Origin of the sequence: Providencia sp. PROV004, assembly GCF_011045615.1 — a bacterium.
Lineage (GTDB): Bacteria > Pseudomonadota > Gammaproteobacteria > Enterobacterales > Enterobacteriaceae > Providencia > Providencia rettgeri.
Genome location: NZ_CP042859.1, coordinates 1,610,693 through 1,627,491, shown reverse-complemented (window position 1 = coordinate 1,627,491; position 16,799 = coordinate 1,610,693). Strand labels below are relative to the sequence as shown.

Annotated in this window: 7 protein-coding genes and 3 pseudogenes; 6 read left to right on the top strand and 4 right to left on the bottom strand. The window is 43.8% G+C overall.

Annotated features, from left to right (window positions below):
* Nucleotide 1: 1 nt before the first annotated feature.
* Together FVA69_RS07095 and FVA69_RS07090 are read right to left on the bottom strand one after the other, a co-directional pair.
* The gene (locus FVA69_RS07095) at nucleotides 2-2,887 is read right to left on the bottom strand and encodes a DEAD/DEAH box helicase (protein WP_202983404.1); all 2,886 of its coding nucleotides are present in this window, start codon (nucleotides 2,885-2,887) and stop codon (nucleotides 2-4) included.
* A 104-nt stretch (nucleotides 2,888-2,991) separates the two neighbouring features.
* Complete coding sequence (locus FVA69_RS07090; RefSeq protein WP_434738208.1) at nucleotides 2,992-3,711, bottom strand: WYL domain-containing protein; 720 nt, start codon at nucleotides 3,709-3,711, stop codon at nucleotides 2,992-2,994.
* A gap of 518 nt (nucleotides 3,712-4,229) precedes the next feature.
* Between FVA69_RS07090 and FVA69_RS07085 the strand changes: the two are divergent.
* Nucleotides 4,230-4,495 (top strand): annotated as a pseudogene (locus tag FVA69_RS07085) (transposase); the annotation flags it as partial.
* A 22-nt stretch (nucleotides 4,496-4,517) separates the two neighbouring features.
* Here the strand turns inward: FVA69_RS07085 and FVA69_RS07080 are convergent.
* Nucleotides 4,518-5,682: pseudogene (locus FVA69_RS07080) on the bottom strand (IS3 family transposase).
* Between the two features lie 417 nt (nucleotides 5,683-6,099).
* Between FVA69_RS07080 and FVA69_RS07075 the strand changes: the two are divergent.
* A complete protein-coding gene (locus FVA69_RS07075; RefSeq protein WP_136134724.1) occupies nucleotides 6,100-7,506 on the top strand; it encodes a VWA domain-containing protein in 1,407 nt (468 codons plus the stop codon).
* Nucleotides 7,507-7,670: 164 nt separating this feature from the next.
* On the opposite strand, the pseudogene FVA69_RS07070 reads toward FVA69_RS07075, so the two are convergent.
* Nucleotides 7,671-8,368, bottom strand: a pseudogene (locus tag FVA69_RS07070) (IS1 family transposase).
* 279 nt (nucleotides 8,369-8,647) lie between these two features.
* Between FVA69_RS07070 and FVA69_RS07065 the strand changes: the two are divergent.
* From FVA69_RS07065 to FVA69_RS07050, 4 genes are read left to right on the top strand one after another with little or no spacing between them, the layout of a single operon-like run.
* Nucleotides 8,648-10,075, top strand: a complete 1,428-nt coding sequence (locus tag FVA69_RS07065) for an SrfA family protein (RefSeq protein WP_136134723.1) — start codon at nucleotides 8,648-8,650, stop codon at nucleotides 10,073-10,075.
* A 4-nt stretch (nucleotides 10,076-10,079) separates the two neighbouring features.
* Entirely contained in the window at nucleotides 10,080-13,073 is a 2,994-nt protein-coding gene (locus FVA69_RS07060; protein WP_136134722.1) for a virulence factor SrfB, read from the top strand.
* Nucleotides 13,070-15,793, top strand: coding sequence for a putative virulence factor (locus FVA69_RS07055; RefSeq protein WP_164528593.1), 2,724 nt, complete (start codon nucleotides 13,070-13,072; stop codon nucleotides 15,791-15,793). Before FVA69_RS07060 ends, FVA69_RS07055 begins: the two co-directional genes overlap by 4 nt.
* 4 nt (nucleotides 15,794-15,797) lie before the next feature.
* Nucleotides 15,798-16,796: a hypothetical protein gene (locus FVA69_RS07050; protein ID WP_136134720.1), complete on the top strand. Its 999-nt coding sequence runs from the start codon at nucleotides 15,798-15,800 to the stop codon at nucleotides 16,794-16,796.
* The last annotated feature ends 3 nt before the right edge of the window (nucleotides 16,797-16,799 follow it).

Here is a 16,799-nt window from a genome sequence, read left to right as displayed (position 1 = left end):
GTTATAGCCCTTCCGATCCGGTTAATACTGCCACCAGTTGAATGTATGGTGAGGTTTCTGTGGTCATGGTGTCCTCGATCCAGCGTAAATATTCATCGAAGATCTGCTCAATTTCCCGTTGGCGCTGTGCTTTTTTGTCATTAACGATTTTTTCTGCTTGCTTGCTATCGCCAAAGTCCAGCTCCAATTGCTTCATTTGCTTATCGCGTAACTTATCGAGTTTTTCCATCTGCTGATTGAGCTTTTGATTTAACTCGGCTTCTTTTTCATTACGAAGTTGTAGCAAGTATGGGCGTACTGCATCGATCGCTTGGCTTAAAAGCGCTTCTTGGCGCTCGTGGCTGCGTTCACCGCCTTTGTTAGACAGCACTTGCTGGTGGAATGGGTAACGCTGAATAAAGTCTTCAAAGCGCTCAATGCCCGTGAGTTCACCGTCCTCAAAACTGACCACCAACCATGGGTTGACTACCGGGTGTGATTTACGGTTCGGAAACAAGCCAGAAAGCACAAAGTGATCTTCATAGCTTTCGAAAAGTGCAGGCATGCGCAGCACTGGCGCTTGGTGGCGACCAAACGCGCCCATCATTTTATCGCCCAGCCACTGTGAAACCGGGTTTATCGGCCAGAGATATTGGATTTTCGGCCAAGCCGTTTGCTCACTGCGACAACGTATAATTTCCTGGTTAATCACATCAAGCCGGTTACTCAAATAGAGGGTATGGTTGTTCTCTTCTTTGGGCTGTATTTCCGTAGGTAAGAATTTAAAACGCTGACGCAGGTCTTTAGGGGCAAATAACGAAACAACACCTTTGTTGTCCACTTCGTATTTGAGCTTTTGTCCCTGCTGGTTAAGATACTTCAGCGCGTGCTCACAGTAATCGACATCGTCTTTAAATAAGGAAACAGCTTGGGCCGTATCATCGCCTTCTTGCGCATTGGACACGTCGTTTGCGAAGCCTGCAAACAGGTCTTCTTCTTGCTGCTCACTATTTTGGCTGTAGAAGTTGTCAATCCAGTCCGCAGGGTCAAAGCTGATGTCATCGCTCATCATCTGATTAGCAACTTGCGCTTCTTCTTCTTCTTGAGAATACGCACGAGTAAACTCCGAACTATCACCAATGTTTTTCTGCGCCTGATCGTCTTTATTGATCAGCACTTCCAGTACGCGGGTATCTCCACTAATTCGTGGGTTGTCGCTTTGCGTTAGCAGGTAGCGGATTTCTGGCTGGTGTTTCTGTCCATAGCGATCGATACGGCCATTACGCTGCTGGAAAACCATCAACGACCAAGGCACATCAAAGTGGACCATTTTGTGGCTGAGGTGATGTAAGTTGATACCTTCTGATGCCACATCAGAACAGACTAATAGGCGCAATTTCGAGTTTTCTTTGCCAAACTCCTCCACGACGCTCATGATATCCGTGTCTGACATGCCACCATGTAACTGGGCAATAGCTCCCTCAGCTAAACCAAAATCTTGCTGCAGATTTTGATACAGAAACTCTAGGGTTTTGATGCTTTCTGTAAATATCACTAAGCGGTCATCGGATTGGCTTTTCTTCCACTGAAGATCTTTTTGCATCGTCGTAAGTAACTGTTGGTACTTGCTAAAACTGGCTTTATCGACGTTGCGTAAAGCGGATGCGAGATGTTCAAGCTCATCAATGTCTTCTTGATAATCGACATCACTAGTGTTCTTAAGCTTCTGTTCTAATTTTTTGATGCGGTTTTCAACCGTAGACAAACAAGCCATTGGGCTGGAAAACAGTGCCTTTTCAAGCGTTACTTTAAATAGTTTGGTGCCTTTGTTACCCGACTCTAAGCTGCGCAGCGACATCTCGACTAAGCGACGATAAACCTCTTCTTCTTGTGCGCTGGCTTTGGCATAGACTCGGTCAATGTGCCGTTCTGGAAACTCACCCACCATTTGGTCTTTGACGTCTTTCTTAAAACGGCGCACCACTAGATTTTTGTCTTTGAAATCGTCGTAACTGTAATCACTAGGGTTGGCAATGGCGGTTGCGTCCAGCATGTTCATCAAGCTAGCGAAACTTTCAGCCTTGCCATCGTGTGGCGTTGCAGAAAGCATCACTAAGGTATCGCTACGACGAGCCAGTAATTTGGCTAACTTACTGCGCTGCGAGTGTGAACCACGTTCTGCTACGTTGTGCGCTTCATCAATGACTATGATGTCCCAGTATGCACTCTCTAGGTAATGGCGATACTCGACATCTTGCTTGAGCGTATCTATCGAGATAATGGCTTTATCGTAGTAGTAAAACGGGTTGTGATTAGTGGGGATGCGATTGCGTACCTGCTGAATCCCGGTTGAATCAAGACGTGTTAATGGAATAGAAAAACGGCTCCAAAATTCTTTTTGGAACTGCGTCAACATTGATTTCACCGCTAAGACAAGAATGCGCTTACCTTTACCACGACGAATAAGCTCTGACACTAAAATGCCAGCTTCAAGGGTCTTACCCAAACCCACGGCATCAGCAATCAAGATACGTTGACGAGGCTGCTTTAACACCATTTTGATCGGGTCGAGCTGGAAAGGTAATGGGTCCATCGCCGCTTTATGACCAAGATGTACTTTCTCATCTGTTGGCACCCGTTGGCGCAGCATACTTTCGATGTATAACTTGGCAGCGCTATAGCCCGAGGAGTCATCCTCTACCAATACGGTATTTTTTGGGTCTAGTATTTCAATTTTGTTTTCCAAACTCGTCAAGAATCGCCCTTCTCGACCGCGTACTAACTCGGAAATCCCTTCACAGGTTATCAGCAGCCCACCATCTGAACTGCTGTCGACTTTTTGAATTACCCATTCAGCATCGCGTATCACAATGCGCATGCCGGGAGCATAATTGACTTGTTGGTTTATCATTAATGTTCCTTTAAAAGAAAAACATCTTTTCCGTTTTTTGTGTGCTTGGCAGCCTGTGACCTCATAGGCAGTCATCTAAGAATCAATGATTTACTCACCGACTAACTTGTAATTCCCGGAGCTAGCATGATGTTTTTAACTCCATAAAGTGTTGCTCTGTTCTTTAAATACAATTGAGCTCCATCATCTTTGAGTGTGGCGTTGGTAGAACAATCCACATTCCATTGTCTGAGTAAGTAGCCTGCCGATGCCGCTCTAATCTCAATCTTTAAAACGCCACCTTTCATGCCATAGTCCAACTCTATCGCTTCGCTGTGCTCGATACGAGGATGCGGCACTAACTCTAGCTCTACAAAGCGATTCCATTGCCGGTCTTGGGTTTTGAGCTCCGTTTCAGACAACGTCGAATCCTCAATCACAACCGCTGCTTTAATGCGGGTCAGCACAAAGTCACGGAACTCACTATGCTTGCGGTCAAAACCACGAACATGCCAACGCAGGCCATTGTCCACCAGCGTATGCGGTACAATTTCACGCGTTGTTTCACCACTCGATAACGATACATAGGTGATACGCAAGGCTTTGCCTTTGTGTATGGCCTCGGTGACTTTCGCCACTATCGATAGATTCGGTTTGTTAAGGTGATAAGGCGCTTCACACGCAAAAGGCGGTTTTACCTTGCCAGTAAAGCCATCTCCAAACCCTTGGCTAATTGTCGCCAATGTTCGAACGACGTCGTAGTCGAACAAGGGCTCAAATGCTTCACCTCGCTTATGCAGCTTGAGCTTTTGGTCATACTCAATGTTACCTGGTGCAAGCACTCTGTATAGCGAGAAGTCTTTCGTTGCTTGTGTAGCAGCTATGCTGAAGCGATCGACTAAATCTGCCCGCACCGCTTCTCCCTTAAACAATAAGGTGAAATCGATGTGAGCAATGCGATCCCGGATTGCTTGTGGCAACTGTGCTATCTCCGAAAGCCTATATGACTTCGCCCCTACCGTTTGTTTCAGATCATCATTTGTCATGCGTCTTGTTTATCCCATTCAACCAATGTCTTAATACTCTGTTTATCAAGTCATGACTGGCATCGCATAATAACATTAAACTGATCCGCTCAACGCAGTTATTCATCCACACTGACTCAATCATCTCTACGGGTTGAAGCTGGACTGATGGATATAAAACACGGAATAGGCTCCAACCTAATTAATTTTATTAGGCCTTATCCTATCATAAATTATTTTGTAAGGAAGACTAAAAACCTACCACAGAAGGGATTGTCAGAATGTCGTAACGGGCAATTTCTGAAGGTGAAAATATGACAGGTAGCAGATGACGGATCAGCGATGAACTCTGAAAAAATAGCACCGCATAGTCCTGAGCACAAAACTAATCATCCGCTCGGCACTCACCGTAAACGTGTTTAAATCGTGCTACCATGAATGCCATATTCTTTGTGCTCAGGACTGGCGGTTAGTGGAACGCCCTGAATGCCACGGGATATGTTCTTCGAGTTCTACACATCGGCGCTTCCTTGAATGGCGTGATACCGGTGTCTTTGAGCGCTTTTGGCTGAACGATTTGCTTGCATGTAAACAGCTGGACGGTAGGCTCTAAGTATTTGACCCTATATTTCCAGACACTTTTTATTACTTATTTCATTATGAGTTCGACGCCGCAGGTACTCTCGCGGAGAACGATAACCCAATGCACTGTGAGGATGTCATTCATTGTAATGCTCGAAGGCTGCCGCAAGATTCTTTACTGCCGTTAATCCATTAGGTTTTGGCATTAAACTTATGTAGTCTCGCTTCATGATATTTACAAAGCTTTCTGCAATACCGTTACTTTGGAGACTCCGTACTGCCGTATGTCTAGGGGATAAACCAACTTGTTTAGCGAACCATCGTGTTTTATGAGCTCGATATGCTGAGCCATTGTCGGTCAACCACTCTACTGACTTTGTCGGTAATACGTTATTGAAGCGATGCTCCACTGCGCCTAACATGACATCTTGCACGGTTTCACTATTGAAGCCTTCCGTGCTTGCTGCCCAATGCAGAGCATCGCGATCACAACAGTCTAAAGCGAACGTGACGCGCAGTTTTTCACCATTATCACATCGGAACTCAAAACCATCTAAACACCAACGTTGGTTGCTTTCATTCACCGCTACTTTGCCTGTATAAGCTCGTTTCGAGGCTGGGATTGCAGGTTTACGTTCCAGTAATAATGCTGATTGCTTCATGATACGGTAAACACGTTTGGCATTAATAATTGCGATATTTTCCTGCTCAGATTGCCGACATAACATCGCCCAGACGCGGCGATAACCATACGTAGGGCTTATCAATCACGTTGACGAGCAAGCGCCTCGCTATCATCTTGAGGGCGTCGTCCTCGTTTATCTTTCCACTCACTTTTCCGTTTTGCTAGAACGTATAACTGCGCTCGTGATACACATAAGGTTCGGCTCACTAAGCTTATTTTCCATCCTTGGGTAATAAGGGCGCAAGGGCTATCCACTTTTTTCTCAAACATACTCGACAGCTTCTTTAAGAAGTTCATTTCCATTGTTTTTTGCCGAGCAACCGCTGTAGCTCTTGAATTTGCTTTATTGCAGAGGCTAGCTCAGAGGCAGGAACAACGTGTTCACCTGCTGTTACCGCGGTCAGGCTTCCTTCTTGATACTGTTTACGCTAAAGGAAAAGCCGGCTTGCCGCAACACTATGTTGGCGAGCAACTATGGAAATACTCATACCCAGCTAAAAACTTTGCTAAACTATAGCCATTTTGTCTTGTGAGGAACGTCATTTTCTGCGCTCAGAACCTAATATCTCGATCATGTTATCTCCAAGAACTAGTCTAAAAACTAGTATTAAGATTATCACTAATTTAAGTGATACCAACTGTCTGAAGATAGTGGTTCAAGATTACAGGAAATAAGTCTACTTATTTTGACATATAACCAGAATCAGGTCTTTTAATTTAGCGAAAAAATATCAAATATTCTACTGAATGAAAGAAGAATGATTCTTATGACAAATCTTGATTAGTAATCATAATTGTTTATCATGCAATTTATTTTTATCAACTTCATTTTTTTGAACATAATAATTAAGACTAAGCACCTAGGATGTGATAATTATACTCTTTATTATCCAGTTAACTTTCCGATGCGATGAACGTTTTAGCAAGGTTACTTAGCCATGAATAGAGTATTGCGTTTAACCAGTGACACCCAAAAAGCTGATTACAGTTTAAAGAATCAACAAGAACTGTTGGCATTATTAACTCAATATTTCCCAGCAAAATACCAATATTTATTTGCCCATGGTGAACAACAACCCGATGGTGCAATTATCTGGAGCACCTCAGTCTCCGGTCACCCCGTTTCACTATCATCTTTAGATAAAATTGAATTTTCAAATAATCACCGACTTCTTTGCGAAAGATTAAATGATATTCAGACACGAGCGAATAAATTACTTGAAGAAAAACTGATCACCCAAGAACAGCATCTTTTATTAAAGAAAGCTTCCGCCTTTCCTGATACTGAAAGTGTTTATATTATAAATAACCAGCCCGTTATAACATGGTGGCCGAGAATGTCACCCCTTGCGGTTCCTATCCCAGCCCCTGCGTCTATTCAACCCGCAGCCCTCATTGCTGCCGCCGCTGCGCCAGATAGAAATCGCTGGTTAGCCTCATTTGGCTTTTTAATTCTGCTATTACTTTTTGCATTACTATTTTCATGGTTAAGAGGCTGTTTTGACCCAAAAACACTCCCGGCTGTTGCCGAAAATACTCATGTCGAGCCAGCACCTAAGCCTATTCCTGAGTCTGTACTAGTTCCCGTTAATCCATTAACCCCGATGGAAAAATGCCTACAAGCAGAGATACAAAAACACGGACGGACTGATGCGAGAGGCAACAGCGTCTGTAATGTAAAACTCAATCCACCGGTCCGAAAAGTGTGCCCTGTGAACCGGAAACCCCAAGATGCACCTCAAGTTTTGATTATTTTCGATGCCTCTTACTCCATGAATATGAGCATGAATTTGACAAAGCAACAAATTGATTATATTGAAGAAAGTGGGAAACTGTTCGCCGGTTGGGATGTGGAACCAAGACGCATTAACGTGGCTAAAAAAGCGTTAGGAGAAATTGTTAAAAACATTCCTAATGACACAAACATTATAACTATAGTTGCAGCCGACTGCGAAAAAATTCAGTCAACAGGCAATATTACACCGAATAATCGCTCTAGCCTATTGAGTTTTATCAAGAGAATAGAGCCGGACGGCGGAACCCCATTGGCCGACTCCATCACTCAAGCAAATCGATCCATTAAGGACAACAACCGAGACACCATCATCATATTGATCTCTGATGGTGTTGAATCTTGCGAAAAAGACCCGTGTGCAGCAGCGAGAGCGTTAAAACGAGCTCACCCTAAAGCCGTAATCAATGTCATTGATATTATGGGTAGCGGGGCTGGAAACTGTGTGGCACAAGCTACAGGAGGAAAAGTCTTTACGGCAACAAATGCCAAGGACGTTGCCATGATGATGGAGAAAGCCTTCAATGATTACATTCCAGAAGGCTGTAATTAATTTTACATTATAATCTCATGTTATAGTGTAATATTAATTTATTACACTATAATAAAAATTAGGGACTGTCTTAGATAACTAAGATGGCATAGGAGAGCTCAATAAGAAAAAGCAGACTCAGTCAGTACAAACAAAAACGGGTCGTGTATTCAATATAGAGATCATCATAATAGATAGTGTTCACGTTCAATGAATGTCCCGATGATTTTGTCATGCATTTCAGGTGACTTCGAGTAACCTAACGTCTTACGGTTAAGGCGCTTTAAGCGGTTTCTTAGGTTCAAATTCTCTCTTTCTATTCCTATCTTATAAAACTTACTTGCTACATGTTTCTGCTTGGGAAATATCTCATAAGAACTGAACTTATCCGTGCACCAAAAAGCTACATTAAACCGAGACAGTAAAGCCAGTAACTAGAGAAGAGTCCTTTTGTTTCGACGACCAAACGTATGAGCAATAATCCGTTTTAGGCGGGGCTCCCACGCATACCAAAGTCAGCGTTGTTGCTTCTTGTTAGCCACAAAAGACCACTGTTCATCGACTTCGCAAAGGAGTTCAATGTGCAAATTATCAAGGGATAAAGACGTTACCTGCGTCGGTGAGAATTTTTTAAAGTGCGAACAACCGCATTAATGCTGATATGAAGTGCTCTAGCGGTATCACGAATACCCGCATTATTCATCGTGAGGTCAATTATTTTATCCTTTGTTCCCGGTTGGCAGGCACGATATTCATAGTCGAGTTGGAAGCTTCGGCAGCAATGTTGGCAACGATAACGTTGATGGCAAGCACTCTCTAATCCATGTTTTTTTACTGAGGGAGTTTGTTGACAAAATGGGCTCCTTACATTGATTTTGGCCATGAATATTCTCCGATAAATTACCCTATATTACAGGTTACTCACCAGATTGAATACATGACCATTTTTTGATATAGATTCGCCATTATTTCTCATTTCATACTCTTCTATTATATGCTATATGCGATTTTTTCTTATTTCATGACCAACATCAGTTTGAAAACTTAACATAATAGACAACACGTTTTTTGTCGATTAAAATAACAAATGAGGTCATGCAGTCCAAAAATATTAATTACCCAAAAATTATTATTTTAATTTAAAAAAATTAGGAAGATTAATGTGAATAAAGCTTTCCTACGTAGTGGTAAATTAGAAAATTATCTTCCATTGGGAGAAAATGGGCAGGCAGTTTATGTGTCTGCATTACAACTTCGAGAAACACTACGCTTACAAAAAAAAAATAATATTGCAGATTGCCTTGCCATCCCCCAACCCAATGAAACTGGCGAGCGAATTGACTGGTATTCTCCTGTTGATGGTGAAATTATTTCTTGGACGACCGCATCTGAAGAAGAAAAAAACAATGCTTACACACGGCTAAAAAACAACCAAGATGAATTGAGAAATTTCAGTGAAAATAAGCAACAATCAGAGAACAAAGAGCAGCAATTATTTGGTGCACTACTGAATAAAACAATACAATTCCCTGATCAAGACCACGTTTATATTGTCGGGGGTCAGCCTGTTATTACATTTTGGGGATTCGTGAACGTGAACAAGCAGTCACGCACTGATCCCGTGGCCTGTTTAAAACCATTAGTTTCTCCCGCCCCAGTTGCACCAGCCGTTGCCCCTGTTGTTGAAGCCGCTCCGGTGATTGTGACCCAAAAACCGTGGTGGCGATTTATACTGTGGTTATTGCCTTTATTATTACTTCTTCTGCTAGCCGCTTTTTTTTTAAGGGGCTGTTTTAGTGTACCGATTGTGCCAACCGCTAACCTTGATACACCGAAGGTAAACCTACCGAATATCAATGTTCCCGCCGTTGAAGTTCCTAAGCCGAATATAAGTGTAGACCCAATGTTAGTGAAGCCGAGACAGACTAAAGTGGTTAACACACATAGCGTCAATGGTACGGTGGTCGTTCCTGATTTAGCCACCAATAGCCAAGTTGCGGACGCAGTGTATACCAACTTACCAAATACTCCATTAGTGAACCCTGCGGTGACGCCTGAGGGTACCAACGGCAATATCCCCGCAATATCACAAGACCCAAATGCGCCAACTACTCCTTTAGTTGACCCGACTCAATCTACCGCTGACAATACGCCTGCCAATAACCAACCAGCCGCCAATGTTGCAAATAATAGCGCAACTGTAAATACGCCAGCACCACTGAATATCCCGCAAGAAGCGGTTCAAAATGGGTCGGTGCAATTTTTAAATGGGCAGTGGAATGTAGGAGCTGGGGTTCAAGATCAAAAAACCGGGAAGCCACTCAGCCTGCAATACAATGTGAATAATGGCAAAGGTGACGTCATTATGACCCGCAGTGACGGCGTGACTTGTAGAGGCCCTATCTCGGCATCCATGAATTCCGGTGGGCTGAATATTAATAACCAAGCTCAAGCAAATTGCAGCGATGGTTCCTCCTATCGCATGCCCAATATTACCTGCCGCCCTGGCGCAAAAAACATCGCTGACTGCCAAGGTGAATACGATAAAAATCAAATATTCCCTATCTCAATGAAACGGGAGAGTAACTAATTCTATGTTAGCGCAATTAACTGATTATAAAGATAAAATCACACTTATTCGTGACAGCAATATCCAATTTTTGGATTTTGGTTTTACGCTATCCCAACGTAAAGAGTATGGCGAGTTCACCCGCAAAGGCGAAAATGGTCCATTACTGCGTTTAATCTATGATGAACGCAGCGACAAGTTTTTCTTCCCTGCCCCTAAAAATAGTATGCCGACAGCCTCAGAGCCTGAATTTAGTTTTTCCATCGAAGAGTCATTAAAGTTACTGAATGATATTTGGATCCCATTGCCATTTTTCCGATTTAATCCACCGAGATCATTTTCTAACGGCCCATATAACTGGGCTAGAGCCATTTTTCACCAATTGCCTGAACCCGATGAAGATGGAAACACACACCGTATTGTCGTCGCGTTTGATACCAGAATCGTGCCAAATCGCGAAAATACCACCTATCTCGCACCGAATGAAGATGATGTGCGCTCCGGAATTGGCTTTGCGCTCGCCTATTTAGGCCACGAAGTTGAAGATTTTTTAGAGTTTTCTTGGGTAGATAGCTGGTTGCGTGAAATTTTCAGTGAACAAGCAACATCAATACTCCGAATGTATCACGATGAATTGGAAGAGGCGCTTTCACAGTTCCAACATCAAGCCCACTACCTCAATCTGCTGCAAATTCTGGGTGAGAATATTAAGTTACCCGAAGTGAAGCTGAATGAAACCAAGTCCCAAGAACCACCGATTGAAGTGGATTTGATCTTAGACGTCGGAAACTCACGTACTTGTGGGATCTTAATTGAAGATCATAAAAACGATGATAAAGGCCTGACCCAGCTTTACGAGCTAACTCTCCGCGATTTAAGCCGGCCTTATTATGTTTACAACGAACCGTTCCAAAGCCGTGTTGAGTTCGCTCAAGCTGAATTTGGTAAGCAAGATTTTTCCGTCAGCAGCGGACGTAATGATGCCTTTATGTGGCCGACAATTGGTCGTGTAGGCCCCGAAGCTAACAGAATGGCATCTCAACGACTTGGCACTGAAGGGTCTACTGGGGTTTCCAGCCCGAAACGCTATTTATGGGACGATACCCCTTATTCTCCAGGATGGCGTTTTAGCCGCTCTTTTGGTCAAACCGAAAAAGAGCCATTGGCAACTGCAATCCCAATGACCTATTTGTTGAACGACCACGGTGAGCCGCTATTTCGTTTAGACGAAAATGATCGCATGCCCGTTTTCACACCAAACTATACCCGCAGCTCACTGATGACCATCATGCTTACCGAGGTTCTCACTCAAGCATTGACCCAGATGAACAGCTCGGCTCAGCGTTTAAAAATGAACCATGCCAGTGCGCCGCGCCAGCTACGCAATATTATCTTAACCATTCCCCCCGCCATGCCTAAACCTGAAAGAGTGATCTTCGAAAACTGCATGGAAAATGCCCTTGGGTTGATTTGGAAAGCGATGGGTTGGAACCCGATTGATAACCCCTTGACATTTAAAGGCAATGACGTTGATTGTCGCCCGCCGCTGCCCTCTATTCATGTGAAGTGGGATGAAGCCACCTGCGGGCAATTGGTGTATCTCTACAACGAAACACAGATCCACTTTGGTGAACGCACTGAAGCCTTCTTTAAAAGCCAAGTTCGCGATGATAACCGAGCACTCACTGGGGATTCTGTATTAAAAATCGCGTCGATTGATATCGGCGGTGGAACAACCGATCTGGTGATCACCCGTTATAAATTAGATGCGGGTAATGGCAGCAACGTTAAAATCGTTCCTACTCAGCTCTTCCGTGAAGGATTCAAAATTGCGGGGGATGATATTCTATTAGATATCATTCGCTTATGCGTATTGCCGGCACTACGAACCTCATTACTGGATTCGGGTATCTCCGACCCTGATGCGCTGATGTCCTCCCTTTTTGGTAGTGAAGGACTGGATGCAGGGCAGCAAGTTTTGCGCCAGCAGTTGACATTACAAATTTTCAGCCCAATTGGGTTAAAGATTTTGAATCAGTACGAAAATTATAACCCACTGAAAATTTGCGAAAATATTAACACGACCTTTGGTGAGTTTTTATCCCAGCAACCAACGCAAAAAGTGTTTCATTACATTAACGATGCCGTCAATAAAGAGCTTGGCGCAACCGATGTGTTTTCAATTCTCAATGTGCCTTTGCAAGTCAATTTTGCTCAGCTTCATGGGGAGTTTATTTCAGGGCAACGCATCAATATTACCTCCAGCCTGAAGGCCTTATGTGAGGTTTTACATTACTATTCCTGCGATATTTTATTGCTAACCGGTCGCCCTTCCCGCTTACCGGGCATTCAGGCACTCTTTAAGTTACTGCAACCGGTTCCACCATCCCGCATTTTACCTTTGCATGGATATAAAACAGGTGGTTGGTATCCCTTTAATAAAAAAGGACGGATTGACGATCCAAAATCTACCGCAGCGGTAGGGGCTATGCTCTGCTTACTCGCTGAAAATTCTCGCTTATTGAACTTCTATTTTTCTATCGGGAATTTCCGTCCTTATTCCACCGTTCGCTATTTGGGGATGTTGGATAGCCATAATACGTTAAGCGATGATGTCGTCTATTACCGAGATATTGACCTTGACCGCCCAGACTATCAACTCGATGAGCAGACCTCTTTTGAAGCTCGAGGTGCCGTCCGCTTGGGCTTTAGACAATTAAATAATGCCCGCTGGCCTGCTTCGCCACTCTACACATTGCGTATTAAGAACCCTAAATTGGCTCAAAAGCTCAGTGTGGAAAATGGCGTTATCCGCATGAAATTACAAGTCGAACAGCAGCGACAATCCCGCGATGACAACCCAGTAAGCCTTGAGCGCTTTGTGATTTCCGAGGTTGAAATGCTGGATGCATCGAATGTCAAACCACGAGATTTAAATTTCAAGCTCAACACATTAGCAGACAGTGGTATCGGTGAAACCAACTACTGGATGGACAGCGGGAGTGTATTAGTTAAATGAGTATGAATAATGAACAACAGCTGATTAATGGCTGGAATGCCATTTACCAAAATGCCGATAATGCAATTAACTGGATTAACACAGTCAGAGAGCATGCTCCTCGTCTAAACACTGAGGCTGATAACCTTATTTATCGCTTAAGACGCAGCAAAAACATTGCCAAAAATTTGGTGACAGCCACTCAACGCCCGATGTCGGTAGGCTTCTTTGGCTTATCTCAGGCAGGGAAGTCGTATCTTATCTCGGCATTAGCTGCGGGCAATAACGGACGCTTAAAAACCAAAATGTCCGGTAAAGAGCTGGACTTCATTGACCACATTAACCCACCCGGCGGCGGAAAAGAGGCAACTGGATTAGTCACTCGATTTACGCGCTCAGCGACCAAAGGCACAGACAGCCACCCCGTTGAATTACATTTATTCAACGAAGTGGAAATTATTAAAATCCTCGCGAACGCTTATCTGTATGACTTTAACCAAGAAAAAATTGATTACGTTTTAGACGAGCAAAAATTATCCCAGTTACTCACTCAGTTTGAACAGCAACGCGCCTCTGCACCAGTGGCGGGGATCTCCCACGATGACATGATTTCTTTATGGGATTATTTAAAACGTCACGCAGAAAACAGTCATAAAAAACTCGCATTAAGTTATTGGCCAAAAGCCGTTGAATTGGCACCGTACCTATCAATTTCACAACGGGCAAAACTTTTCGCCATTTTATGGGGTGAAATTCCTGAGCTAACAGAAGCTTACGAAATCTTCAGTCGCACCTTGGCGAAATTAAATTACGCTGAAATTGTCCTCGCTCCCCTCGAATCTTTAGTCAAAGAGCGCAATGGTGTCCTCGTTCAAGAGGACAGTATTATGAACGTCGATATGCTTGAGCGACTCAATAAAAGCATTGATAGCGATATTCAAGTCTGCCCACTCGAAGGGGAGCATGCAGGCTCACCGGTGTCGCTCTCTATTGCAGAATTGACGGCGTTGACCGTTGAAGTGGTGATCCCACTGCTTGATACCCCAAGCAAACCACTTTTTGAGCAGGTTGAACTGTTAGACTTCCCAGGTTACCGAGGCAGACTGGGCGTTGAGTCCATGAGTGGCATTCGTAATGCGGTGGACAGTGACGATGCTAACCCACTCGCCCAATTAATTTTACGTGGAAAAGTCTCTTATTTGTTCGAGCGTTACACGGATAACCAAGAGATGAACGTTTTGGTTGTCTGCACAGCATCCACCAAACAATCCGATGTCAAAGAAGTGGGCGGCGTGCTCACAGAATGGATCCACAACACCCAAGGTAAAGACGCACAAACCCGCGCTAAACGCCCATGTGGATTAATCTGGGCAATGACCATGTTTGACTTACGCATCTCTCAGTCACTCTCGCTCAATGAAGCCCTTTTACGCCAATCATGGGGTAAAGGTGGCATGATCAAAATGGCAATGTTAGAGCGTTTTGGTCAATACCCTTGGATGTCTGATTGGGTTGATAATCGCGCATTTGATAACACCTTTTTAGTACGCAAACCTCGCGTTCCGACCTCATTTATCCGCATGCAGAATGAGGAAGAAATTGCCTTTGATGATAGCTGCACAGAACATCTCCAATTAATGAAAAGAACCTATGTGGAAGATGAATTTGTTCAGCGACATATTCGCGATACCAGTAAATCCTGGGACAGTATGTTGCAGCTCAATGATGGTGGTATGTCCCGCTTGGCTAACTACCTCGAAACCGTTGCATTAAAACAACTGAAATTAGAGCGCATTAGCGAGCAACTTGATGAATTAAGAAAAGAATTGATCGGTAATCACCTTGAAAAATGGTATCAGTCTGGCGGTGAAGAAGAGCTATTAGTCAAAGCGAAAAATTCCGAATCCATCCTGCGTTTCATGCAGAAAGTGCCTTATCTGCAAGGGGCGTTTATTGATTACATCATGCCGAGCCGCAAAGACTTGTATGAGCTTTACATGCAAGAAGAAAATGCGCTTAGCAAAATCAAAGACCCGAAACAGTCTGACGCAGAGCCACAAAACGTCTCGATTTTCTCACTGGGTGCCAACGAGTTTGGTGGCGGTATCGACCTGTTTAGTGATGAGCCTGCTACCATTTCGGCCCCTGAAACCGATAAGCCACAAAGCTATGGGTATGAAATCATTTACCCACAAAAAGTCATTGCGCTTTGGATAAACCATTTACGCAGTTTACCGGATAATAATACGTTACTGACTTACCTTAATATCGAACAAGAGATCATGGTGACGTTTGTCGATGAGCTGATCACTGCTATTTCCCGCTTACAACTAGAGCAAAAGCTGGTGAATGCCTTGGCAGGAACAGAAACAGTCGGTGTTCTGCGAGATAAATTAGCGGAGTCCCAAGTGTCTCGCGTTCATAATATTTTAGGTGATTTCATCACTTGGTTTAATTTCAAAGACGATGGGGTTTTACGTCCAAACAGTAAAGTGAACGTTGGGCAAAAAATCTTTGAACGACCAGACCGCAATAGCGTGGAATGGGCCGATGACGAGCGCCTTGTGCGCCTCCCAGCCACACCGCTGAATTACACATTCTTATTTGTTTATGACTGGTTAATCGCTCTCGATACCGTCATTAAAGAAAACGCAGGTCACTCTGCGGGACGAGAAATTAGCGCTGAGCAGAATGCTCAACTTGGCCAAATTATTAAATCGATGAAATCATCATTGGAGTGAAACTGTGTTTAATCCAGAATTAAAGCCATTACAACCAGCTCGCCCTGGCAACGCGTTATTGACCATCCGTAATTGGGATGGCGAGCATGAAAATGTCAGCTTAACCATCCAACGAAACCAAGATGGTAACTACCTCAATGACAAAGGTGAGTGGGTCGGTAATGCCTTTGAAATTCAACTCTCATTTGAGTTAAATGGCGATGATTTACATATTGTTCTTGATAAAACCTTTGTTGACCCGCTGGTCAGCAACCTGCAAATGGCCTATCGATTCACCCTCAAAGATGATGAAGGAAATGAAGATAAGGGAACACTTAAAATTCATAATGGTGTTTTAAGTTCACTCGCTCAGGGACAACAAGATGTCATTCCATCTGGAGGAAGTGTTGTTCCTACCATTGATACCATCGATGATATCGAACCTGAACCCATCATTGAACCTGTTGAAGCCGTTGCGGAGATCCCGCCAGCCCCTGAACCGATTATTGAAAAAGTCGCTCTTGTAAAAACCAAAAAATCCCCAGTCATGGGCATTATCATCGCCCTGATATTGCTGCTAATTATCGCCGCGCTGGTGTGGTTTTTTCTGTTCAAAAACAAAAGTGAAGAGCCAGCGCCAGCTGCACCGGCTCAAACATACGCACCTGCCAATGGTATTGAAGGGGCGTGTAGCGTTGACAGTATGAAGTCCGGTGAAGCTCTCGCATTCGTACAAAACTGCTTAAAAAGCCACCCGAGTGATGTCGAGATTGTCTCGACCATTGATGCGGCTATAGCCAATAACCAATGTGATATCGCCCAGCGTTTGTATGCGTACAAAGCGCAAGCTGGAGATGCCAAAATCGCCTTTAAATACGCCCAAGAGTATGACCCGAATAATGCGTCATCCGGAAAATGTTTCTCCCCAGATAAAGAAACAGCCATCTATTGGTACGAAGTCACGGTGAATAATGACTCGCAAAATAGTGATGCAAAAGCCCGTTTAGAAGCCTTAAAGAAATAGAGG